This window comes from Sphingomonas sp. (assembly GCF_017304615.1).
In the GTDB taxonomy this organism is placed as follows: domain Bacteria; phylum Pseudomonadota; class Alphaproteobacteria; order Sphingomonadales; family Sphingomonadaceae; genus Sphingomonas.
Window position 1 is genome coordinate 42,717 of the sequence record NZ_JAFKLZ010000004.1, and the last position, 22,314, is coordinate 65,030.

A 22,314-nucleotide genomic window follows, 5' to 3' on the forward strand; every position below is an offset into this window, starting at 1 on the left:
GTAATTAGGGAGTTGCATCATTTACCCTATCAGGGTAACGGCGCGGCATGACGACGACACTGGCAGGCGCCAAAATCCGCCGTTTCCGCGAGGAACGCTCCCTCACCCGCGCTGCATTCGGCGCGTGGTACGAAACCGCCGGCAGCACGGTGCAGGGCTGGGAGGAAGACGGCAAGCGCGCCTCGGCCAAGGTGCTCAACCAGATCGCCGCGAACGGCATCGCGCATCACGCCGACTGGTACGTCCCAGCCCCCGTTTCCGGCGGGTCGGCCGCCGAATGGACCCCGGCAAGCTGGAAGGATCACGAAGCGCGCCAGCTGCCCAACTATCCCGACGCAGCGGCGCTTGAGGCCGCAACGGCGCAACTGACTTCCTACCCCCCGCTCGTCTTCGCGGGCGAAGCGCGAAACCTGACCGCCGACCTCGCGCGCGTCGCGGAAGGCAAGGCGTTTCTTCTCCAGGGCGGCGATTGCGCGGAAAGCTTCGCAGAGTTCCATCCGAACAACATCCGCGACACCTTCCGCGTGATCCTCCAGATGGCGGTCGTGCTAACCCATGCGTCGAAGCTGCCGGTCGTGAAGGTCGGTCGCATGGCGGGCCAGTTCGCCAAGCCGCGCAGTGCGGACACCGAGACGATCGACGGCGTCGAGCTGCCGTCATACCGCGGTGACAATGTCAACGACATCGCCTTCACGCCAGAAGCGCGCATCCCCGATCCGCAGCGCATGGTGCAGGGCTATAGCCAAAGCGCGGCGACGCTGAACTTGCTCCGGGCCTTCTCGCAGGGCGGCTATGCCAACCTGCACCAGGTTCATCGCTGGACGCACGATTTCCTGGGCAGCAGCCCCTGGGCGAAGAAATATGCCGAGACCGCCGACCGCATCGGCGAGGCGCTCGACTTCATGGAGGCGTGCGGAATCAGTCCCGACACCGTGCCGCAACTGTCGCAGACCACCTTCTACACCAGCCATGAGGCGCTGCTACTCCCCTACGAGCAGGCGCTGACCCGGCAGGACAGCCTGACCGGCGACTGGTACGACACGTCCGCGCACATGCTGTGGATCGGCGACCGTACTCGGTTCGACGGATCGGCGCATGTCGAATTCCTGCGCGGCATCGGCAATCCGATCGGGCTGAAATGCGGGCCGAGCCTCGAACCCGACATGCTGCTTCGTCTGCTCGACACGCTCAACCCCGGCCGCATCCCCGGCCGCATGACGCTGATCACTCGGTACGGCCACGACAAGATCGAGTCCGGGCTGCCCAAGCTGGTCCGCGCGGTGAAGCGCGAGGGGCACCCGGTGGTGTGGAGCTGCGACCCGATGCACGGCAACGTCGTGAAGGCCGCCAACGGCTACAAGACACGCCCGTTCGATTGCATTCTCACCGAAGTGCGCGGATTCTTCGCGGTGCATCGCGCCGAAGGCACCTTCGCGGGCGGCATCCATGCGGAGATGACCGGGCAGAACGTGACGGAATGCACCGGCGGCGCGGTCGATGTGACCGAACAGAGCCTGGCCGATCGCTACCACACGCATTGCGACCCCCGGTTAAACGCCGGGCAAAGCCTCGAACTCGCGTTCCTGCTGGCTGAGATGCTCAACGACGAGCTGCGTCAGCGGCGCGCCGAAGCGGCTTAGGTCGCGGCCGGTACTTCCCTTCATCCCACCACGCTTCGGCCGCAAAGATGTTCATCATCGGTATAGTGAGTGTTGACATCGCCAGCGTTCTGACGATGTTGTCTCGCTGAAGCCGGCAGAGAATCCGGCGTGCAGACGGGAGCAGGAAGTGACAGCGCAAGCCGCGCCTTCGGGCATCGATACTAGCGGCGGGTCCGCTCCCCTGCCCAAGGGCGCGCGCACGGTTCTGATCACGCTCTGCGCGGTCTATGTCCTCAATTTCCTCGACCGCTCGCTGCTCGGCACGCTCGCCAAGCCGATCCAGGAATCGCTGCAGATCGACGATGCCGCGCTCGGCAGGCTCGGCGGGCTGTACTTCGCGCTGTTCTATTGCCTGATCGCGGTGCCGGTGGGCTGGTTCGCCGACCGCACCAACCGCGTCAACGTGCTGGTGCTGGCCTGCGCGATCTGGAGCGGAGCGACGATGGCCTGCGGGTTCGCCGCCAATTATCCGCAGCTCGCGATCGCGCGCATGACGGTTGGGTTCGGCGAGGCGGGCGGCGTGCCGCCTTCCTATGCGATCATCGCCGATACGATTCCGCCGGGGCGGCGCGGCTTCGCGTTCGGTATCTACAATCTGGGCCCGGTTATCGGCGCCGCGCTCGGCGTCGCGTTCGGCGCGTCGATCGCCGCCGCGTTCAACTGGCGCTGGGCGTTCATCACGATCGGCGCGGTCGGCGTGATCGCCGCGGTCATCGTCCGCCTGCTCATCAGCGAACCGCCGCGCGGGCGCTATGACACCAACCATGACACCGCCGCCAAAGCTCCGTTTTGGCCGACGGTTTGGATGTTCGTCACCAACCCGGTCCTGATGCTGATGGCGCTGGGCAGTGGCGCTACGCAGTTCGTGACCTATGGCCTCGGCAATTTCGCCGCTCTGTTCCTGGGCCGCGAGAAAGGCATGTCGCTCGGGCAGATCGCGATCTGGTACTCGCTCGTCATCCTGATCGGCATGGGCGGCAGCATGCTGGCATCGGGCCGCGTGATCGACCGGCGGACCACCGTGACGAAATCGGCCTATGCGAGCGTGCCCGCGATGGCCCTGGTGCTCGCGATCCCGCTCTATCTGGCGTTCGTCTGGGCGCCGTCCTGGCCGCTGGCGCTGTGTTTCCTGACCGGGGTCAATTTCTTCAATTACTTCTATCTCTCTTCGGCGGTGGCGCTGGTGCAGGAGGAAGTGCGGCCCGACCAACGCGTCCTGTCGAGTGCGCTGCTGCTGCTGTTCATGAACTTCATCGGGCTCGGCCTGGGGCCGACCTGGGTCGGCTGGATCAGCAGCCATTTCGCGGCACAAGGCGTCGCCCACTCGCTGCAGGCGGCGCTCTACACGCTGACACCCTTCTACCTGCTCGCCATTCTGTTGTTCGCCTGGCTCGCCGGCCTGCTGCGCCGTGAAAGGAGTATCGCGCCATGATCGCCCGCCTAATCGCATTGCTCGGGGTTGCTTCGCTGAGCCTTGCCGCGGCCGAACCGAAGCCGGTGGTGCACGCCCCCGCCGGCGCGGTCGCGGGCACGACCGATGGCGACATCCACGTGTTCAAGGGCATTCCCTATGCCCAGCCGCCGGTCGGCGCTTTACGCTGGCGCGCGCCGCTGCCCCTTCCCGTCTGGCAAGGCACGCGCGATGCCGCCGATTTCGGCCCCGCATGCGTCCAGAACCAGGCGCCCAAGCCAATCTCGGTCTATTCCCCCGCCGCGCCGATGCCGATGAGTGAGGATTGCCTGACGCTCAACATCTGGACGCCCGCCAATGCGAAGGACGCGCCGGTGTTCGTGTGGATTCACGGCGGGGCGCTGTCGGGCGGGTCGAGCCGCGAGCCGCTCTACGACGGCAAGAAACTGGCGGAGCGCGGCATCATCGTGGTGTCGATCAACTACCGGCTCGGCGTGCTCGGCTTTCTCGCGCATCCCGGACTCAGCGCCGAATCACCCCAGCACGTGTCCGGCAATTACGGCCTGCTCGACCAGATCGCCGCGCTGACCTGGGTCAAGCGCAACATCGCCGCATTCGGCGGCGACACCGGCAACGTCACGATCGCGGGGGAGTCGGCCGGGGGCTTGAGCGTCATGTATCTGATGGCGTCGCCATATGCGCGCGGCCTGTTCGCCAAGGCGATCGCGCAGAGTGCCTATATGGTCTCGATGCCCGAACTGAAGCGCGCGCGTGGCGACCAGATTGCCGCGGAAGCGACCGGCACGATGCTCGCCGGCGGGCTGCAAGCGCCCGACATCGCGACGTTGCGCGGGATGAAGGCCGACCAGTTGACGCTCGCCGCGACCAAGCTCGGCTACGCACCCTGGATCACCATCGACGGCAAGCTGATACCCGAACAGCTCGTCGCGACCTTCGATCAGGGCAAGCAGGCCCCCGTGCCGTTGCTTGCCGGGTTCAACAGCGGGGAAATCCGCTCGCTGATGGTCCTCGCACCTAAAACGCCCGACAGCGCCGCCAAATATGAAGCGACGATCCGCGAGCGTTACGGCGACCTCGCCGACTCCTTCCTGCGGCTGTATCCGGCGAGCGACATGAAGGAGAGCATCCTCGCCGCTACGCGCGACGCGCTCTACGGTTGGACGGCGCAGCGCCTCGTCACCAAACAGGCGGCGTTGGGCCAGCCCGCCTATCTCTATTTTTGGGACCATGGCTATCCGGCGGAAGACCAGGCGGGGCTGCACGCCTTCCACGCCAGCGAACTGCCCTATACGTTCGACAATACCGACAACACGCCACCGCTTTGGCCGAAAATTCCGGCAACCGCCGCCGAGGCTGCGCTGGCCGATACCATGGCAGATTACTGGGCCAGTTTCGCGCGTACCGGGCGGCCGGAGGCCGCGAACGCGCCAGTCTGGCCCGCGTTCGGCGCGGCGGGGGGATACATGCTGTTCGCTGACGCACCGAAACCGAGCGCCAACGTGTTCCCCGGCATGTATGCGCTCAACGATCGCATCGTCTGCCGCCGGATGGCGAACGGGCGGATTCCGTGGCACTGGAATTTCGGGCTGGCCGCACCGGCCATGCCCGCAGCAACGCCCGCCTGCGGCTGACCGGTCAGTTCCGGAGTGCGTGAAAGCCCGCGGCCATGAACTTGGCCATGCGCGCTTTGACCGCCAGGAAATCGTCGGAATGGCAGACGCCGCCCGACAATTTATCGATGCGCCCGGTGCGCGCGAGCGTGTTCATCAGCGCGCCGGTGACGAAATGGTATCCCCAGAAGATGTCCTCGTCGCTGAAATCGGGCAGCGCGCGCTTCAATATGCCGATCAGCCGGAGCACGACCGGATCGAAATATTGATCCATCAATTCCGCGCCTTCGGGCGTGTTGCTGATCCGCGCGCAGAATGTCGCCGAATTCATCCACGCCTCACCGCCTTCGCGATACAGATCCAGGTCGGTGTCGAGAAAGGCGTGGAGCGCACCCTCGACGGTCGGACTATCCCCCGTTTCCTTCTCGTATTTCTCCAGCGCGGCCATGCGCCGCCCGATCGTTTCGGGTGATCGCCGCGCGAATACCGCTTCGAAAAGGGCGCGCTTGTCCTCGAAATAATAGTGCATCAGCGTGGTGTGGATGCCGACGCGCTTCGCGACATCACGCAGGGTCACGCCGTAAAAGCCGTTCTGCGAAAACAGATATTCCGCGGCGTCGAGGATCTGTTCGAGCCGTTCGGCGCGTTGCTGCGCCTTGGTGCGGCGCTCCGGCTGCTTCTTGGGCGAAATGCCGGTCCCTTGTTTCTTCAACGCACCCGCCGGCATCGATCCGTCCAGCTGTTCATCGGCCGACCCGTTCGGCGCTGTACCTTCCCTTAGCGTAATCTGCACGGAGCCGATTCTTGTCAATCTTTCCTGAAGCGGCGAGTGGCATTGCGGGCACCACGACGATCTCGTCGGGCAGCCACCAATCGGCAATTCGGCCTCGTAGGCTGGCGCGCAGCACCGCGGGATCGACTTCGTGATCGCGCCGCGGCTCGACCATCAACACGGGCCGCTCCCCCCATTTCGGATCGTCGCGCCCGATCACCGCGACCAGCCCCACCGCAGGATCGGTGCCTATGATCGCTTCGATCTCGTTCGGGTTGATCCACTCCCCGCCCGACTTGATCAAATCCTTAGATCGTCCGGCGATCGTCAGATTGCCCGCGTCGTCGATCACCGCCAGGTCGCCGGTATCGAAATAGCCTTCGTCATCCAGAACGTCCGCGTCGGCGCCGAAATAGCGGTCGATCACACTTGGTCCTTTGACCTTTAGGTGCCCCTCCACCCCGCGCTGTTCGGAGAGCGCCCTGCCCTCCGCATCGGTCAGCTTCAGGTCGATGCCCATCAGCGGGCGGCCCGATCCCTGCTCGGCCGACGCCGACAGCCCGGGCGGCGCGATCGTTCCCATCGGCGAAAGCTCGGTCATTCCCCAACTGGTCTGGACGGTGACACCCAGGCGTTGCTCGAACCGCCGGATCAGCGCCTCGGGACAGCTTGATCCCCCGATCAGCACGCGCTCGAGATCGGGCAGATCGCCGCCCGCCGCGTCGAGATGATCGACCACCCCGAGCCAAAGGGTCTGGACGCCGACCGCAACGGTCACGCGTTCGGCACGCATCAGCGCCGCTAGGCTCGCACCGTCGGTCTGCCGCCCCGGAAGCACCAGCCGCGCACCCGCCGCCGGCGCGGCGAACGGCACACCCCAGGCATTGGCGTGGAACATCGGCACGCCGAGCAGGACGGTGTCGCGACCGGTCAGCGCGAGCGCGTCCGCCTGGAGCGCGCGCAACGTATGAAGGTAGTTCGACCGATGCGTGTAGACGACACCCTTGGGCTGTCCGGTCGTGCCCGACGTGTAGCAGAGTCCGGCCGGCGCATCCTCGCCGAACGCGCCCCAGGGCGTCAGCGCGCCGTGCGCCGTCACCAGCGCGCGATGAGTCCAGACCCGCGGCGCGACATCCAGTCCGGCCGCGGCCGCCTCCGCACCATCATCGATCAGGACGACATGCTCGACCGCCGGACAAAGCGGCAGGAGTTCGGCGAGCAGCGGGGCGAGATTAGCCGACGCCACCAGCACGCGGTCGGCGGCTTCGCCGACGATCGCAGAGAGGTGAGCGACGGTCAGCCGCGGGTTGAGCGTGTGGCACACCAGCCCCACGCCCATCGTCGCGTAATAGGTCTCGAAATGCTCCTGCGTGTTCCAGGCAAGCGTGCCGACCCGGTCCCCCGGCTCCAGCCCGAGCGCCAGCAGCGCCCCGGACAGGAGATTGGCCCTCGCGTGAATCTCCGCATAGCCGTCACGCCGGACGACCTTGCCACCATCGGCTTCGATCACATCGACACCGGCGAACCACTTGGCCGCGTGATCGAAAAACTTGTCGATGGTCAGGTCGTAACGCTGCATGCCACTTTCAAACAGTTGCCACGAAAGAAGCCGGTCGCCGTCCCGGCAGGAACGGCGACCGGGAGAGGATCAAAAGACCTTGAGAACCTTGATGCCGTATTGGCGTGGGGTTCCCGCGAAATACAGGCCACTGTTGAGCGCCGCGACGTAGTGCTGGTTGGTCAGGTTGGTGCCGTAGGCCGTGATCGTCAGCGTCTTGTGTGTCCAGGCAAGTTGAGCGTTCAGGATCTTGCGCGCGTCGAGCTTGTCGCCGCGACTGACATTCTGGAACAGGGTCGCCCACTGATCGCCGACATAGCCGAAATTGGCACGCGGCGTGATCGTGTCGCCGCTCGGCATCTTGAACGAATATTCGCCACTCAGGTTGAAGGTCAGGTTGGGCGCATAGGTCTGACGCCGACCCTTCAGGTTGATACAGTTGGTAGCGGCGGGCGTTCCGCCAGTTGCCGGGTTGCACGCGCCGGTGGCGGCGATGCGCGGATCGCTGGCATAGAACTGGCCGAGTTCGCTGTGCAGCACGTTGATGCCCGCGCCGAATTTGAACCCGCCCACGCTGACATCGGCCTCTGCTTCGAAGCCGTATATCTTGGTCGAATTCGGGACGTTCAGCTCGATTCCGAAAGTCGGGAAGGTCGGATAGCCGATGATGACCTGGAAATTGCGATAGTCATTGTAGAAGCCGTTGATCGTCGTGCGGACATGGCCGCCCGCCCAGTTCCCCTTCCAACCGCCTTCGAACGACGTCACCTTTTCCGGTTCGAACGGCGCCGGGTTACCAAGGCCCACCGGCACGTTGAGGCCTCCGGGGCGGAAACCGGTCGCAACGAAACCGTAGAGATACTGGTCGCCGGTGACCTTCCAGCCGATCGACGCCTTATATGAGAAATTGTCCGACTTCACCGTCTGCGTCTGGCTGATCGGCGTGCCGTATTGCATCACGTCGACATAATTGGTCGACCGGCTGGCCGTGTAGCGCCCGCCGAGTTCGATCTTCAGATTGGGCGTGATCTGGAACCCGATCTGCCCAAAAGCCGCCAGGCTTCGTTCCGGGTTACGGCCCGCGAGTTGGTAGAGGCAGGCCGGCACCGTCGTGACTGGATAGCAGACGTTGATCGAGAAGTTGCTGAGCGGCCTTGGGAAGAAATAGGTGTTCCACATCCCGAATGCGCCGACCAGCCAGGTGAATCGCTGATTGTCGGGGGAGATGATGTTGAATTCCTGGCTGAACTGCTTCTCGTTCACGGTGTCGTAGAACGACCAGTTCTTCACCGTGCCCGTCGTGGGATCGACCACGTTGGACGCCGTGCCGTCCAGATCGGCGCGATACATCGTATTGCCGGTCTGATACCCCGTGATCGAGCGGAACTTGACGCCCCCGGACGTGTTATATTCCAGTTTCAGGATCGAGCGGACGAACTTGTCGCGCGCATCTTGCGGCGCGTTGAGCTCGATATTGTAAAGATCGCGCTTCAGCGTGGGATACAGGTCGCTGTGTTGCCAGAACGGCGACGCCGGATAGGCTCCCGAATCGAGATAATCGAGGTCGGTTTTCCACAATGCCGAGAAATTGGCGCTCGGCTTCCACAGAAAACTAACCCGTCCGGCGAGATAGCCCATCTTGCCGCTGTCGTACGGATAGGTCGTGCCGCCCGCCCCGTGAGTCTTGAAGAAGCTGTCCCGGCGCTGCGCGAAGCCGGCAACGCGCGCGGCAAAGGTGTCGCTGATCGGGATGTTGACTGCGCCCTGGAATCCGAAATCGTTGTAGTTGCCGTAATTGGCGTTGACGTAACCATTCATGCCGCCGCCCACGATCGGATCGTTGGTGTTGACGAACACCGCGCCCCCCGTGGCGTTCTGGCCGACGATCGTTCCCTGCGGCCCACGCAGCACCTGGATGTTGGCGACGTCGTAATAGGGCTCCATCTGGAAATAGCCCGGGAAGGTCGGGACGCCGTCGCGATAGGTGATCACGCCCGTCGTCGTCTGCGTGTTGTGCTCGGCCTTGCCGATACCGCGGACGTTGAAATCGTTGCCCTGGCCGAAATTGTTCACGACCACCGACGGCATCGCGAACTGCAACGCATCGACGTTGGTCACGCCCTTGTTGCCGAGATCGGTCCCGGTCAGCACGGACGCCGAAATCGGCGAGGTCATCAGGTTCTCCGCACGGCGCGTCGCAGTGACAATGATGTCGTTCTCGTCGTCGGTTGTCGCCGGATCGCTTGCGCTCGACTGCGGGGCCGCGGTCTGCGCCATCGCAGGCGCGCCCCATGCCATCGCCGCCAACGACACGCCCACCCACCATGTAGAAGCTTTCATAGCACCTCTCCCTGCCACTATCATGCCAGCGCTCTCCGGCGCCGATCGCCGCAAACTGCGCCAAATCAGCGCTGGGATCAATACTAATTATACTCAGAGTGAATGAGTTGGCGATACCGTCGACGAGGGGCGTTATGATTTGGCCCCCTGAGGCGCGGGCGGCGACTCCGAACGATAGGCCACGGTCGGACGCGCGCAACCTGCTTGACGCCCCGCCCCCACGGCCCTACTGCGCCGCGTCCCGCTTTATGGCCCCTTCGTCTAGCGGTTAGGACGCGGCCCTCTCACGGCTGAAACACGGGTTCGATTCCCGTAGGGGTCACCAATAAAATCAATGACTTACGCGGCTGACGCCTGCCCATTCTGGGTTTTTGTCCAGAATTTTTCCAGAAACCATTCTCGGATTTTGCTGGACTGGCTCGTACAGTCGAATCACTCGCTTCCTCTGCCGCTGCCCGCGGGAGTTTCTCTCGACGGCTTCTCACAGTGAATATTTTGCTGGATGACGCGGAACGTAAAGTTTATTGGACGGTTGCGCTAACGGAATGACGCCGCGCCGCTTGAGTATGTAAATGGAGAGGTATGAGGAATGATGCATTCAGGATCGACCGCCCGTCTAGGAAAAGTGACGCTTTGCGTCGTAGCCTCCGCACTCGCGTTGGCCGCGTGTTCCAAGGAAGCCGAAGATACGAGTTCCGCCGACGCAATCCCTACTGACACCGCAACCACTGCTTAAGCAGCAACCCCAGCAGCACCGCCCCCGGGCCGCTATAGGTCGGCCAGGCTCGTTGACCGCATCTACATGGCGATCGAACCAGTCGTTGACCGCCTGGCTGGTGCCACAGACCAGCGGGCCCGTGAGCAAGATGCCGGCGATGATGAATGGCCAACGGTCGGCCGGGGATATGCCTGACGAAACAACGCCGCAGGCGAACGCCCAGATCGGGGGAAACCAAGCTACCGGCGTGAGCAGCTCGAGTATGTCGCGGGGGAGCAGGAACCGGCGTCGCAACATGGAGGGCGCTCGCACCGTCCATGGCTCGAAGACTAGCTTGACGCCAAACAGCGTCAAATAAAATTGACGATCACCAAGCGCCTTTGCGGCTTAGCTGTCGCCCGAAACCAGATTGCCAAGACCGTGGCGGTGGAGCTTGGAGTACAGGCTTTGCCGACTGACCCCAAGGACCTCGGCGGCCGAGGCGCGATTGTCCGACGTATAGGCCAGCGCGGCCTCGATGCAGAGCCGTTCGATAAGGTCAGTGCTCTCGCGCACGATTTCCTTGAGCGACATCCGGCCGACCAATTCGGTAAGTTGTTCAACGGACCGCGGGACATCGCGCGGGCCTATCGGCGCGCCGCGCAAGCGGCGACCGACGTTGCGGATGGTGAAGCCGTAACAGTCCCCCTCGTCCCCGGGTGCGACAACACCCGAAATCTCGATCTCTTCTCGCGTGCCGGCCTCGCCGCGCATGATGGTGGAGACATTGCGGACTGAGCCATGCTCGCGCAGCTGACTGACGATCAACTCCAGATCTATACCCGGCCTGCCAAGCCACGTACCGAGCCCAACGCCGATCAAGCGCTCAATTGACGAGACCTCTGCCAAATCCAAGAATGACGCGTTGGCGGCAATGATGTTGAGATCCCGGTCCACCAGGACGAAGGAGTCGGGCATCCGTTCGACGACCTCTCCGAGCGTCGAGTCGAAACGATGACCCGAAATCGCGCCATCGGCGGGCTCGAGGCGAACGATCAGCAATGGCATCCGTGCCTGACGGAATAACCTGGCCGAAATCTTCGCGTCGCCGCGCCGATCGGCCAGCCGCAATACGATGGGCGCCAGATCGTCGGCCGCTTCCGCACCGCCGAGATGAGCAACGAAATCGTCACGCTGGTTAGGCTCGACGATTGAGTTGACCGGAGCGCCGATGAGCGAACCCTCGACCGCTTCGAGCAGCCGATGCGCCGCCGGGTTCGCCTCACGAATGCGACGCGCTTCGGGGTCTACGATCAAGACCGCTTCCGACGCCATATCGAACAGAAGACGATACCGCGTTTCCGCTTGGCGCAGGCGAATATAATCTCGTTCGAGCGATTGCTGAGTCTGCAACAGACGCTGCTGCACCGCGGCCACCCCGCGCATGTCGCGACCGATCGCGATCAGTCGGTCTTGTTCTCCGAGCGCCATTACCAGATACCGAACGGGGACGTCGCCACCGGCGGCCGGATGGTTGACCTGGCGCCAGCGCGGCGGCGTGGCGCCCGTTGCATCGGCCAGCATCTCGGTGGCCGTCGGTCGGCTTTCGACCGTCATGGTGTCGATCCATGCTTCGCCGACCCAGTCGCCAAACCCATGATTAGCGAGGTCGCCCTGCGGAACCGCGACGTCGAGAATCTTGCCCGCAGCCGACAGGATGAACGTCACATCACCGACAGCGGCCAATAACGATGCGGCGACATTCGCCGTTAACGGCCCCGGGATGGCGTCGGGATCCTTGAAAACCGTTTGCCGGGACGGGGCGATAGGCTTGTTCATCGACGAGCGTCGCACTCCACATCAACTGTTGGCGGCTGCCTCCCATTCGCGTTCGCGCATGAGCTCAGCCGCAACCGGCAGCGCCACCTTTGCATCACGCGGTACCATCGGCACCGGATTGCGCAGCAAGCTCAGGGTCAGCTTTAAAAACCCTGTGCCCGACCATTATGCACAGCCAGGAATTGCGCGAAACATTCCGCAAGGCCGCGATGACCGAAGGCAGGGTCGCGATATGGCAGTCGCAACTGATCGTCAATCCGACGATATCGAACCAGTCATCCGCCGCTCGTTGGAGCAGGTCGGAAGTCTCGACATCGCTCAGCCCGTCGGTGACCCAGCCGTCGAGTCTGAACACCTCGTCGATCACCACGGTGCCGAAATTGTGCTGATCCCCGGGCATCCAATCCCTACCGTTTTTGGGGCGCGTTGGCGTTCATCGCCTGGAACTGATCGATCATCGCCAGTTGCTCGGCGATATCGATGCGATACGGCGCGTCGCGCGGTGTGAGAGCCAGGGCGCGGAGCCACGATATTTTGGCCGTCGCCAAGTCGCCGGTCTGGGCATAGGCCATGCCGAGATAGAAAGGCGGTCCGGGTTGGTCTGGACCCAGCGCCATCGCGCGGCGAAACGCGAACAGCGCGGTCGGCGACAGCTGACCGCCGTCATGGGTCGCGACCGCGCTGCCGAGCCCGGCCCACAAAACCGCATCGCCAGGATCGCGCGCGATCGCGTCGAGCATCACTTGCACGGCCGCCTCGGTATTGCCCTCGCGCAGTTTATCGTCGGCCGCGGTCAGGATACGCGCGTCGCCCGGCTTGCCAGGCATGATCGCTTCGCGGAACGCAACCAGGCCACCCTCGATCTCGACAGGTTTCGAATCGGCTTCGACGGGATGGCCGGGGAGCGTCGCCCGCTGCTGCCAGGCATAGCCTGCCGCCCCCAGCATCAATGCGGACGCGACGAACATCCAAAGCCCGCGCGCCAATCCGGCGAACCAAAGCACGGTAATCGACGCGCAGCCAATCAGGAGGAGCAAAATCCAGCCCATCAGCGGCGGCGTTTCAGGCTGCGTCGTGCGATCAGGCCGCCGACCAAAAGCAATACGACCGGCGCGATCCACAGCGGCGCGGTGACCGCGCTCATCGGCGGATCGTAAGTGACGTAGTCGCCATAACTCTTGATCAGCCAGGCCCGGATACTTTCGGGGCTTTCCCCGGCGGCGATGCGCGTGCGCACCAGCGATCGCATGTCGCCCGCCATTTCCGCGCTGCTGTCGGCAATCGACTGGCCCTGGCAGACCAGGCAGCGCAGTTCCTCCATGAGTGCGCGCGCCTTCGCCTCTTTGGCGGGGTCGGCGAGTTGGACGTTGGCGTAGCGCGCGGGCGGCAGATTGCTATCCGCCAGGGCAGGTATCGCCACGAACAACCCACAAAGCGCCAGCCAACGCTTCATCGCGCACCCCGCACGGCGGCGATGATCGACGGCACATCCTCCGCGCGGATATCGCCGATATGCTGAAGCACGATCTTCCCGCGGCCGTCGATCACGAAGCTTTCGGGCACGCCCGACGAACCGAGGGCGAACTGGACGCTCGATTCGGGATCGCTGCCGATCGCCTCATACGGATCGCCGTTGCGGGATAGAAATTCCTTGATCGCCGGGCCTGTGTCACGAATCGCGATGCCTTGAATGCGCACGCCGGCCTGCTTGAGCTTCGCCAGTTGCGGGGCTTCGGCTGCGCATGGCACGCACCAGCTCGCGAACACGTTGATCAGCCGCGGCTGACCGTCGTTGAACGACGCGCTAGCCAGGGCGGGTTTGTCGGGCAGGATCGCCGGGAGGGTGAAATTGGGCAACGCCTTGCCGACCAGCGCCGACTTCACGGCGCGGTCGGCGGGCCGGAAAAGACCGCCCGCAGCGAGGCCGATCACCAGCACAAAGACCAGCAGCGGCACCCAAAATAACCAGCGCTTCATATGAGCGCCCTTTCGGGCCGCCGCTCGCGTGACCAGCGCCCCAGCAGCGACAAGGCACCGCCGAGCGCGATCAGCGCGCCGCCCAACCAGATGAACGTCACGAACGGCTTCCACCACAATCGCAATTGCCACCGCCCCGCTTCGTCGGGCTGGCCGAGCACGGTGTAAAGCTGCCCATCCAACCGCGTGGCGATCGCCGACTCGCTGGTGACCGTTACCGGATCCGAGAAGAAGCGCGACTGCGGCCGCAAGATCATCGCGGCGCCGACGCCGCGCCGCACGCTGAGTTGCGCCTCCAGCGCCGACCAGTTCGGCCCGACGCGCGGCGCGATGCCATTTAGCGTCACTGCGTACGGACCGACTTTGTACGGTTCCCCGATCTTGGCCGCGACCAGCTTCTCCTTGGTGAATGCACTGTCGCTCGCCATCCCTGCCAGGCTGACCGCTATACCGAGATGCGCGACGACCATGCCGTAAATGAACAACGGCGTGCGACGCAGGTTGCGCTTCCACAATGGCGCAACACTTGCCGCCGCCAAGCCCGCCGACAGCGACAGACCCGCCAGCGGCAGGATCCCGATACCCCCGCCAAAGACGGCGAACAGCAAGAGTATGACCGCCGCGATCGCCACCGGCACAAACATTCGGCCAATCAGGGCCTTGCCGTCATCGCGGCGCCAGCGCAGCAGCGGCCCCGCCGCCATGATCGCTGCCAGGATCAGCGCGATAGGACCGATCGTCTTGTCGAAGAACGGCGGACCGACCGACAACTGCACCCCGAATCCCGCCGCGACGATTGGATAAAGCGTGCCGATCAGCACGAGCGCGAGGATTACCGTCAGCAGAAGGTTGTTGGCGACCAGCGCACCTTCGCGGCTGATGGGATCGAAGGTATTGCCCGCTCGCACCGTTCCCACGCGCAGACCGAACAGCGCTAGCGCCCCGCCGATATAGATAGCCAGTAGAACCAGGATGAATGCGCCGCGCGTCGGATCGACCGCGAAGGCGTGGACGCTGGTCAAGATGCCCGACCGCACCAGGAAGGTGCCGATCATGCTCATCGAAAAGGCGACCACTGCGAGCATCACGGTCCACGCACGCAAGCCATCGCGCGTCGCCAATACGGTCACCGAATGAAGCAAGGCGGTCGCCGCCAGCCACGGCATCAGCGATGCATTTTCGACCGGGTCCCAGAACCACCACCCGCCCCAGCCGAGTTCGTAATAGGCCCAGTAGCTGCCCGCGGTGATGCCCAGCGTCAGGAAAATCCACGCGCCCAATATCCACGGTCGCATTGCGCGGGCAAACGCCGGCCCGACATCGCGCGTCACCAGCGCGCCGACCGCGAAGCTGAACGCGACCGACAACCCGACATAGCCGATATAGAGCGTCGGCGGGTGGAAGGCCAAGCCGGTGTCCTGGAGCAGCGGATTTAGCCCATTGCCGTCGATCGGCGCCGGGTCGAGGCGGGCGAACGGATTGGAGGCGAAGAGCAAAAAGGCATAGAAGCCTAGGGCGATCGACGCCTGCGCGCCCAAGGTCGCGGTCAGGGTCGCCTTTGGCAATCGCCGTTCGAGTAACGCCACCATGGCGCCGGCCAGCCCCAAGATCGTCACCCAGAGGAGCATCGAGCCCTCGTGGTTGCCCCAAGCGCCGGCAAACTTGTAGAGCCAGGGTTTGGCCGAATGACTGTTTTCCGCAACGAGAAGCACCGACGTATCGCTGCGGAGAAACACCGCTATGAGGCAGCCCATCGCGACAAGCGCAAGCAGCCCCTGGACCAATGCGATCGGGCGTACCGCCGCCATGACGTCATCACGGTTCTTGGGGATGCCAATCGCCGCCATGGCCAGCTGCAGCGCGGCCAAAGCGGCAGCAAACCATAAAGCGGCGAGCCCCCCTTCGGCTATCACTGCTTCAAGCTCTTGGTCTCGTGCATCTTGCCGGCCAGCTCGGGCGGCATGTACTTCTCGTCATGTTTGGCGAGCAGATTGGTCGCAACGAAGCCGCCGTCCGGCTGGAATTGCCCCTCGGCAACGACGCCCGATTTTTCGCGGAATAGATCGGGTGCGATCCCGCGAAAGGTTACCGGCGTGGTTGCCTGGCCGTCGGTTACGGCGAACCTTAAGGTAACCCCGTCCGCGGCGCGCTTGATCGACCCGGCTACGACCATCCCGCCGAGACGAACGGCCTTGCCGAGCGGCAGGCCGTCCTTCTTCACGTCCGATGGAGCGTAGAAAAACGCGGCCTGGTCCTTCAACGCCGACAGCGCGAGCAGGCCCGCGGCGACTACGGCGATCATGGCAAGCGCGGCGAGCATCAGCCGCTGGTTCTTCGCTTTCACGGCAACCGCTTCTCCGCAGCGCGCATCGCCAGCCAGCTGGCTAGCGCAAGCCCCGCCCCGGCGAGCAATGTCAGGGCATAGGCGGCGATGACAAACGGCCAGCCGTTCATGCCGCCGCCATCCGGCGCATCCTCGCCTCGGCTTTGGTCGAAGCCAGGATCGTCCGCATCCGCATCAGCACGACGGCGGCGAAGATGAAGGTGAAGCCGCCAAGCGTGAACCACAGCGGCCACAGCATCGAGCTATCGATGCTCGAACTGGTCAGCCCGATGCTCTCGCCCTGATGCAGCGTATTCCACCACACCACCGAATATCGGATGATCGGCAGCAGCACCGTCCCCGCCACGCCATAAATCGCCGGCACGCGTCCGTCGCCGCCCTGCTCGGCGTCGGCGCGAGCCAGCGCCATGTAGGCGAGGTAGACGAAGAACAGCAGCAGCATCGACGTCAGCCGCCCGTCCCATTGCCACCACGTCCCCCAGGTCGGCCGCCCCCAGATAGATCCGGTCGCCAGACACAGGAACGCGAACAGCGCGCCCGGCAAGGCGATCGCTCGCGCCGCGACCCGCGCCAGCGGGTGCCGCCACACGAGATACACGATCGACGAAACCGCAATCCCGCTCCACCCGCCCATGCCGAGCCAAGCGGTCGGAACATGAATGTAGAGGATCCGCACGCTTTCGCCTTGCAGATAATCGGGCGGAGTCAACGTCAATCCCGCCCAGCATCCGAACGCCGTCAGCGCGACGCCCAGCCAGAAAAAGACCGGGGTCAAAGGCCGAGCGATTTTCAGGAAACGAACCGGATTGGCGAAGGCATGCAAACTGGCCATTTTCACGTCAATATCCAACATCGGCCGCATAATCCATGCCCTGTCCAAACATAAATGTGTCAGGCAGATTTGACACTTTGTGATCTGCGGATAATCATCCGAATCGACACGAACGCCGAAGGGGGAGGCGATGCCGCAACAACGATTGCACGTCGTCTTGGCCAAGCCCCGCGGGTTTTGCGCGGGCGTCCGGCGTGCAATCGAAATCGTTGAACGCGCGCTGGAACGCGATAGCAATCCCGTTTTTGTGCGTCATGAAATCGTCCATAATCGCCATGTCGTCGACCGCCTGCGCGCCAAGGGCGCGACATTCGTCAAGGAATTATCCGAAGTGCCGGACGGGGCGGTGACAATTTTCAGCGCACACGGCGTGTCCCGCTCCGTCGAAAACGAAGCCCGCGCGCGCGGGCTGCCCGTGGTCGACGCCACCTGCCCCCTGGTGGCGAAAGTGCATCTCCAGGCGCGGCGCTACACCAGAGCGGGACGGGTCGTGGTGCTAATCGGCCATGCCGGTCATCCCGAGGTCGAAGGAACCCTGGGTCAGATCGAGGGGCAAGTTCACTTGGTTTCGACCGTGGAGGACGTCGCCGCGCTGCCGCTGTCCGAAAAAACGCCCATCGCCCATGTCACACAGACAACGCTGAGCGTTGACGACACGCGCGAAATCATCGCTGCGTTGAACGCTCGGTTCGCCGATCCGATAGGCCCCCAACTTTCGGACATTTGTTATGCGACGCAGAATCGCCAGAATGCGGTTCGTGACCTCGCCCGCGTCAGTGACCTGCTGATTGTCGTCGGCGCTGCGAATAGCTCGAATTCAAACCGGCTTCGAGAGATCGGCACGGACACCGGCATACCCAGTTACCTGATAGACGACGGCGACGGACTCGATCCGGCGTGGCTTCACGGCGCCACGACGATCGGGCTCGCGGCCGGGGCGTCGGCGCCCGACGATTTGATTGACGGCGTAATCGCGGCGATCGGGCAGTGGCGCGCGGTTAGCGTGTCGGAGCTCGACGGCGTCGAGGAGACGCTCGAATTCAACTTGCCGCCAATGGTTCGCCCGCGCGCCTCTACCGCGAGCGCGATTGCTTGAAGGTCATCCGGCTCGGCACTCGAGGATCGCCGCTCGCAATTGCTCAGGCGCACATGGTGCGCGACGGGCTGATTGCGGCGCACCGCGTCGAGGTCAAAATCCATGTCATCAAGACGACGGGCGACAAGGTCCAGGACCGGCCGCTTGCCGAGATCGGCGGCAAGGCATTGTGGACCAAGGAACTCGACCGCGCGCTGCTGGACGACGAGATCGACATTGCGGTCCACTCGATGAAGGATGTCGAGACGATCCGTCCGACGGAAATCGTGATCGCCGCCATTCTGCCGCGCGCCGACGTGCGCGACCGGATCATCGGTGCGGCGTCAGTCGCCGAACTACCGCAATGAGCCACCGTCGGCACCAGCTCGCCGCGCCGCGCGGCGCAATTGTTGCGGCTTCGCCCCGACCTGAAAATCGTGCAGTTCCGCGGCAACGTCGACACACGGGTCGACAAGCTGGCGGCGGGAGAGGCGCAAGCGACGCTGCTCGCTGCTGCGGGATTGGATCGGCTGGGCAGACCCGACGTTGGTGTCGCGATCCCGATCGAGGTGATGCTGCCCGCGCCGGCGCAGGGCGCTGTCGGTATCGAGGCGCGCCGAGCCGACGCCAAGTGCTGCGCGCTGGTCGCCGCCCTCGACCACGCGCCGACGCACGCCAGCGAAGGAGCTGAACGCGCCTAGCTAGCCGCGCTGCATGCCGATTGCCATTCCCCTGTCGCCGCCCTCGCGAGCGCTGACGGATCGATCCGCGCCGAACTGTTGGCGGCGGACGGCAGCGCGCACGTCGGCGGCGAAGGCAATGATCCGACGGCGTTGGCGGGGAAGCTTCTGGCCCGGGCGCCCGATAGCATCCGTCGACTGTTCGCTGCCGGACGTCGTGGCTGAATGAACACCATCCCAGAGATCGATCAATGAAACCACTCGACGATGAACAAGCGGCCGCGCGCGGCTGGTTCGAACATTTGCGCGACTTGATTTGCGCGGAGTTCGTGGCGATCGAGCGCGAGGCTGGGTCCGACGCCGCGTTCGACTATGTCGAATGGAACCGCGCGGATCCGTCCGGCGAGCCGGGCGGCGGCGGCGTGCGCGGCGTCCTGAAGGGCAAGGTGTTCGAGAAGGTCGGGGTGAACGTCTCGACCGTCGGCGGCGCCTTCGAAGGGGAGTTCGCAAAGTCGATCCACGGTGCCGCGGATGACCCCCAATTCTTCGCCACCGGAATCAGCTTGGTCGCGCACATGGCGAATCCGCATGTCCCGGCCGTGCACATGAATTGCCGTTTCCTCGTCACGACCAAGCGCTGGTTCGGCGGTGGCGCCGACCTCAACCCGCCTATCCCCTATGAGGAAGATACCAGCAGTTTCCACGCGGAGCTCAAAGCAGCCTGCGACCGGCACGGCGCTGATTATTACGAACGCTTCAGCAAATGGGCGCATGTACGCGAAATGCCCAGGCGGGAATTTCGCGCATTTTAGTGAGGGAAGCGCGAGCGACCTCGCCAAAGACTCCGGCCTTCGCGACGTACCCCTTTAAACTCCGAACACCGACTTCGGCACATGCGTGATCCTGCACGCCAGGTCCGCTTCACCCGACGCGACGACATAATGGTCGCCGCCATCGGCGATTCCCGTCGTGAATACGACGTCGCGTAGGTACATCTGATGCTCGATCGGCACGGTCAGGTCCGGGCTTGGCTCGAGAACCGGATGATGGCTCGTCCGCACCACCCTGCTCGGATCGTCGCGGTCGAGGATCGACCAATAGGTTCGATAGATGCCGACGATCTCCTTAGGTTCGACCCCGTGCCATAGCGTCAGCCAGCCATCGTCGGTCAGGGTCGGCGGCGCGCCGCCGCCGATCCGCGCGGTCGCCACGGTCGCGCTGTACGGCCGGATCCCTGGCTCGCGATACGGCTTCCAGTGATGCCCGTCGGGCGACGTCGCCAGGTTGATCGCGGGTCCCGCGCGCCACTCGCTACCCGGCGGATATGCGAAATAGAGGTCGCCGAGCGGGCGCGTCTGCGCCCAGTATTGGTCGCCGATCAGCCCTTCGAAGATCAGCATGTCCTTGTTCTGGTGATCGAGCACGATATCCTCGAACGTCCAGTCGAGCCCGTTCGCCGAGCTATGGAGCGTCGTCGAATGGCGCTCCGGGCTGACCGAACAGGTGGTCATCAGCAACCGCTCGCCGACCCGGCTGATCCGCGCATCCTCTATGCCGTAACATTGGAAGCTGGCGGTCGGCGCGATCGCCTTGTCGTAATGGATCGCGATCCGCTCGAGCCCGTCGGGCGACAGTTCGACCGGCAAGAGCCACGACAGCGAGGTCAGCGCCATCACCGGCCACCCACCGCCAAGCACGCGGAACTTGCGCGGGTCCGCGGTATCGACCTGATCGAGCGGCCACGCGTCTAGCACATAGCGACCGTCATCCCAGCGGATCGACCGCACATGACCGTCGCGGATCGGGTGGCGCAACGCCTCCGCCACGCGCACCATCAGCAGCAGATTGCCGGTGGCGAGACGAGTCATCCCCGGATTGAAGGCGCCGAGGACGTAGGTCTCCTCGCCTATATGCCCGGCCAGCGGTGATCGGCCGAGGTCGACATCGTCGGGAACGAAGACCAGCCGGTCGATGGCATATGGCATAAGGCGTCCTGTTTTCGCGGCGCTGCCCGGCCAACCTCCGTGGGCAGATCTCGTTCCCTATCGAGGATCGGATGGACACGCGAGCGGTTCGGCTTGGCCCGGACGGTCATCCAGGGGCATTGTTGGCGACAATTGTCAGGGTTGGCGACAATTGTCAGGCGCGAAGGCAATGCCGATGTGAATGCCGATCGCCCCCCGGGAACATTTTTTCCGCAGACGCGTGACAACTTTTGCGACAAACCCGCGTTTGACACGCATCAACCGGGGAACCACTAGCCAGTCATGGTTTCTATTGCACTGCGGCAAGAATCCGCGCGTTCACTGATCGCCGCCGCATCACTCGCTCTCCTGGCATTGTCGGGCTGCGGCGCGCGCGACGATTCGGCAACGGGCGGACGGCGCGGGCAACAGGGCACGCCCGAGGTCGGCTATGTCGTCGTGCAACCGACGGCGGTGCCGCTCGTGACCGAACTCGCCGGCCGCACCAACGCCTTCGCCACCTCCGAAGTCCGCCCTCAGGTATCGGGCATCATTCGCAAACGCTTCTTCGCCGAAGGATCGTATGTGCGCAAAGGGCAGCCGCTCTACCAGATCGACCCCAGCCTCTATCGCGCGGCCGCCAACCAGGCGTCGGCCAACCTCGCCAGCGCCCAGGCAAATGCTGAGGCCGCGCGCGCCAAGGCCGACCGCTACAAGCCGCTCGCCGACCAGCAGGCCGTGGCGGCGCAGGATTATACCGACGCCGCCGCCGCCGCCCGCGCCGCGCGTGCTGCGGTGGATCAGAACCGCGCCGCGCTCGACACCGCGCGGATCAATCTTCGGTTCACCACCGTTCCTGCCCCGATCAGCGGCAAGGTCGGGCGATCGCTGTTCACCGAGGGCGCGCTGGTCACCACCAATCAGACCGATCCGCTCGCGACGATCACCGCGCTCGACCCGATCTATGTCGACATCCAGCAAAGCTCGGCCGACTTGCTCAGGCTGCGTCAGTCGCTCGCCAGCGGCGGCGCGACCCCAAGCAGCGCCGAAGTGCGGCTGAAGCTGGAGGACGGCAGCGACTACGGCTACGCCGGCACCGTTCAGTTCGCCGAAGTGGTGGTCGATCCGTCGACCGGAACCGTCACGGTGCGCGCGCGCTTCCCCAATCCTCAAGGGTTGCTGCTGCCCGGAATGTTTGTCCGTGCAAGCTTCGCGCAAGCGACTGATCCCAGCGCGTTCCTGATCCCCCAACAGGCGGTCACGCGCGACGCCAAGGGCAACGCCCAGGTCTATCTGGTCGGCCCCGACAACAAGGCAGTGGTGCGGGCGGTAACGGCGACGCGGACGATGGGCGCGAACTGGGTGGTGACCGCTGGCCTCAAGCCCGGCGACAAGGTCATTACCGAAGGGGTGGGCAAGGTGAAGCCGGGCGGCGACATCAAGCCGGTCACCGCCGGATCCCCACCGAACCTGAATCCGAAGGGCAAGGGCAACCAACAGGGCGGGACTGGCAACCGCAAGGGCGGCTGATCG

The 22,314-nt window shown here is 64.3% G+C and carries 17 protein-coding genes, 1 tRNA gene and 2 pseudogenes; 8 read left to right on the forward strand and 12 right to left on the reverse strand.

Translation table 11 applies throughout. The features are described 5' to 3' along the window. Positions 1–47 precede the first annotated feature (47 nt). The 3 genes from J0J06_RS15065 (at position 48) to J0J06_RS15075 (ending at position 4,724) form a co-directional block, all read left to right on the forward strand. Positions 48–1,640, forward strand: a complete 1,593-nt coding sequence (locus J0J06_RS15065) for a class II 3-deoxy-7-phosphoheptulonate synthase (RefSeq protein ID WP_294043491.1) — start codon at positions 48–50, stop codon at positions 1,638–1,640. A 148-nt stretch (positions 1,641–1,788) separates the two neighbouring features. Next, positions 1,789–3,093 (forward strand): MFS transporter, encoded by a 1,305-nt coding sequence (locus J0J06_RS15070; RefSeq protein WP_294043493.1) that lies wholly within the window; start codon positions 1,789–1,791, stop codon positions 3,091–3,093. Beyond that, complete coding sequence (locus tag J0J06_RS15075; RefSeq protein ID WP_294043495.1) at positions 3,090–4,724, forward strand: carboxylesterase family protein; 1,635 nt, start codon at positions 3,090–3,092, stop codon at positions 4,722–4,724. The genes J0J06_RS15070 and J0J06_RS15075 overlap by 4 nt, the downstream gene beginning before the upstream one ends. Positions 4,725–4,728: 4 nt before the next feature. Here the strand turns inward: J0J06_RS15075 and J0J06_RS15080 are convergent, their stop codons facing one another. From J0J06_RS15080 to J0J06_RS15090, 3 genes are all read right to left on the reverse strand, one after another. Then, complete coding sequence (locus J0J06_RS15080; protein WP_294043497.1) at positions 4,729–5,415, reverse strand: TetR/AcrR family transcriptional regulator; 687 nt, start codon at positions 5,413–5,415, stop codon at positions 4,729–4,731. 31 nt (positions 5,416–5,446) lie between these two features. After that, on the reverse strand, positions 5,447–7,054 hold the full coding sequence (locus tag J0J06_RS15085) for an AMP-binding protein (protein ID WP_294043499.1): 1,608 nt from the start codon (positions 7,052–7,054) through the stop codon (positions 5,447–5,449). Between the two features lie 69 nt (positions 7,055–7,123). After that, positions 7,124–9,373 carry a TonB-dependent receptor gene (locus J0J06_RS15090; RefSeq protein WP_294043501.1) on the reverse strand — a complete coding sequence of 750 codons (2,250 nt, stop codon included), beginning with the start codon at positions 9,371–9,373 and terminating at the stop codon, positions 7,124–7,126. A 250-nt stretch (positions 9,374–9,623) separates the two neighbouring features. On the opposite strand from J0J06_RS15090, the gene J0J06_RS15095 reads away from it, so the two are divergent. Continuing rightward, positions 9,624–9,698, forward strand: a tRNA-Glu gene (locus J0J06_RS15095). A 780-nt stretch (positions 9,699–10,478) separates the two neighbouring features. Here J0J06_RS15095 and ppsR read toward each other — a convergent pair. From ppsR to ccmC, 8 genes are all read right to left on the reverse strand, one after another. Beyond that, positions 10,479–11,909: a transcriptional regulator PpsR gene (gene ppsR, locus J0J06_RS15100; protein ID WP_294043503.1), complete on the reverse strand. Its 1,431-nt coding sequence runs from the start codon at positions 11,907–11,909 to the stop codon at positions 10,479–10,481. 94 nt (positions 11,910–12,003) lie between these two features. Further along, on the reverse strand, positions 12,004–12,309 hold the full coding sequence (locus J0J06_RS15105) for a hypothetical protein (protein ID WP_294043505.1): 306 nt from the start codon (positions 12,307–12,309) through the stop codon (positions 12,004–12,006). Between the two features lie 7 nt (positions 12,310–12,316). Further along, positions 12,317–12,958: a cytochrome C biosynthesis protein gene (locus J0J06_RS15110; protein ID WP_294043507.1), complete on the reverse strand. Its 642-nt coding sequence runs from the start codon at positions 12,956–12,958 to the stop codon at positions 12,317–12,319. Beyond that, positions 12,958–13,362: a cytochrome c-type biogenesis protein gene (locus J0J06_RS15115; RefSeq protein ID WP_294043509.1), complete on the reverse strand. Its 405-nt coding sequence runs from the start codon at positions 13,360–13,362 to the stop codon at positions 12,958–12,960. The genes J0J06_RS15110 and J0J06_RS15115 overlap by 1 nt, the downstream gene beginning before the upstream one ends. Next, complete coding sequence (locus tag J0J06_RS15120) at positions 13,359–13,886, reverse strand: redoxin family protein (RefSeq protein WP_294043511.1); 528 nt, start codon at positions 13,884–13,886, stop codon at positions 13,359–13,361. The genes J0J06_RS15115 and J0J06_RS15120 overlap by 4 nt, the downstream gene beginning before the upstream one ends. Beyond that, positions 13,883–15,799: a heme lyase CcmF/NrfE family subunit gene (locus J0J06_RS15125; RefSeq protein WP_294043513.1), complete on the reverse strand. Its 1,917-nt coding sequence runs from the start codon at positions 15,797–15,799 to the stop codon at positions 13,883–13,885. Before J0J06_RS15125 ends, J0J06_RS15120 begins: the two co-directional genes overlap by 4 nt. After that, positions 15,796–16,230, reverse strand: coding sequence for a cytochrome c maturation protein CcmE (ccmE, locus tag J0J06_RS15130; RefSeq protein ID WP_294043515.1), 435 nt, complete (start codon positions 16,228–16,230; stop codon positions 15,796–15,798). The genes J0J06_RS15125 and ccmE overlap by 4 nt, the downstream gene beginning before the upstream one ends. A gap of 106 nt (positions 16,231–16,336) precedes the next feature. After that, positions 16,337–17,062 (reverse strand): heme ABC transporter permease CcmC, encoded by a 726-nt coding sequence (gene ccmC, locus J0J06_RS15135; protein WP_294043517.1) that lies wholly within the window; start codon positions 17,060–17,062, stop codon positions 16,337–16,339. 145 nt (positions 17,063–17,207) lie between these two features. Here ccmC and ispH point away from each other — a divergent pair, with 145 nt between their 5' ends. The 3 genes and pseudogenes from ispH to J0J06_RS15150 all read left to right on the forward strand — a co-directional run. Next, positions 17,208–18,158 (forward strand): 4-hydroxy-3-methylbut-2-enyl diphosphate reductase, encoded by a 951-nt coding sequence (gene ispH / locus J0J06_RS15140; protein WP_366931239.1) that lies wholly within the window; start codon positions 17,208–17,210, stop codon positions 18,156–18,158. Further along, positions 18,155–19,042, forward strand: a pseudogene (gene hemC, locus J0J06_RS15145) (hydroxymethylbilane synthase). The gene ispH and the pseudogene hemC overlap by 4 nt, the downstream one beginning before the upstream one ends. Positions 19,043–19,068: 26 nt before the next feature. Beyond that, a pseudogene (locus tag J0J06_RS15150) lies at positions 19,069–19,587 on the forward strand (coproporphyrinogen III oxidase); the annotation flags it as partial. A gap of 96 nt (positions 19,588–19,683) precedes the next feature. Here J0J06_RS15150 and J0J06_RS15155 read toward each other — a convergent pair. Continuing rightward, on the reverse strand, positions 19,684–20,802 hold the full coding sequence (locus tag J0J06_RS15155) for a glycosidase (protein ID WP_294043521.1): 1,119 nt from the start codon (positions 20,800–20,802) through the stop codon (positions 19,684–19,686). Positions 20,803–21,084: 282 nt separating this feature from the next. On the opposite strand from J0J06_RS15155, the gene J0J06_RS15160 reads away from it, so the two are divergent. Next, positions 21,085–22,311: an efflux RND transporter periplasmic adaptor subunit gene (locus tag J0J06_RS15160; protein WP_294043523.1), complete on the forward strand. Its 1,227-nt coding sequence runs from the start codon at positions 21,085–21,087 to the stop codon at positions 22,309–22,311. The last annotated feature ends 3 nt before the right edge of the window (positions 22,312–22,314 follow it).

Coding starts and splice junctions, on each gene's coding strand:
- J0J06_RS15065 (WP_294043491.1), top strand. CDS start 48: ATGACGACGACACTGGCAGGCGCCAAAATCCGCCGTTTCCGCGAGGAA.
- J0J06_RS15075 (WP_294043495.1), top strand. CDS start 3,090: ATGATCGCCCGCCTAATCGCATTGCTCGGGGTTGCTTCGCTGAGCCTT.
- J0J06_RS15085 (WP_294043499.1), bottom strand. CDS start 7,054: ATGCAGCGTTACGACCTGACCATCGACAAGTTTTTCGATCACGCGGCC.
- J0J06_RS15090 (WP_294043501.1), bottom strand. CDS start 9,373: ATGAAAGCTTCTACATGGTGGGTGGGCGTGTCGTTGGCGGCGATGGCA.
- ppsR (WP_294043503.1), bottom strand. CDS start 11,909: ATGAACAAGCCTATCGCCCCGTCCCGGCAAACGGTTTTCAAGGATCCC.
- J0J06_RS15105 (WP_294043505.1), bottom strand. CDS start 12,309: ATGCCCGGGGATCAGCACAATTTCGGCACCGTGGTGATCGACGAGGTG.
- J0J06_RS15110 (WP_294043507.1), bottom strand. CDS start 12,958: ATGGGCTGGATTTTGCTCCTCCTGATTGGCTGCGCGTCGATTACCGTG.
- J0J06_RS15115 (WP_294043509.1), bottom strand. CDS start 13,362: ATGAAGCGTTGGCTGGCGCTTTGTGGGTTGTTCGTGGCGATACCTGCC.
- J0J06_RS15120 (WP_294043511.1), bottom strand. CDS start 13,886: ATGAAGCGCTGGTTATTTTGGGTGCCGCTGCTGGTCTTTGTGCTGGTG.
- ccmC (WP_294043517.1), bottom strand. CDS start 17,062: ATGGCCAGTTTGCATGCCTTCGCCAATCCGGTTCGTTTCCTGAAAATC.
- J0J06_RS15155 (WP_294043521.1), bottom strand. CDS start 20,802: ATGCCATATGCCATCGACCGGCTGGTCTTCGTTCCCGACGATGTCGAC.
- J0J06_RS15160 (WP_294043523.1), top strand. CDS start 21,085: ATGGTTTCTATTGCACTGCGGCAAGAATCCGCGCGTTCACTGATCGCC.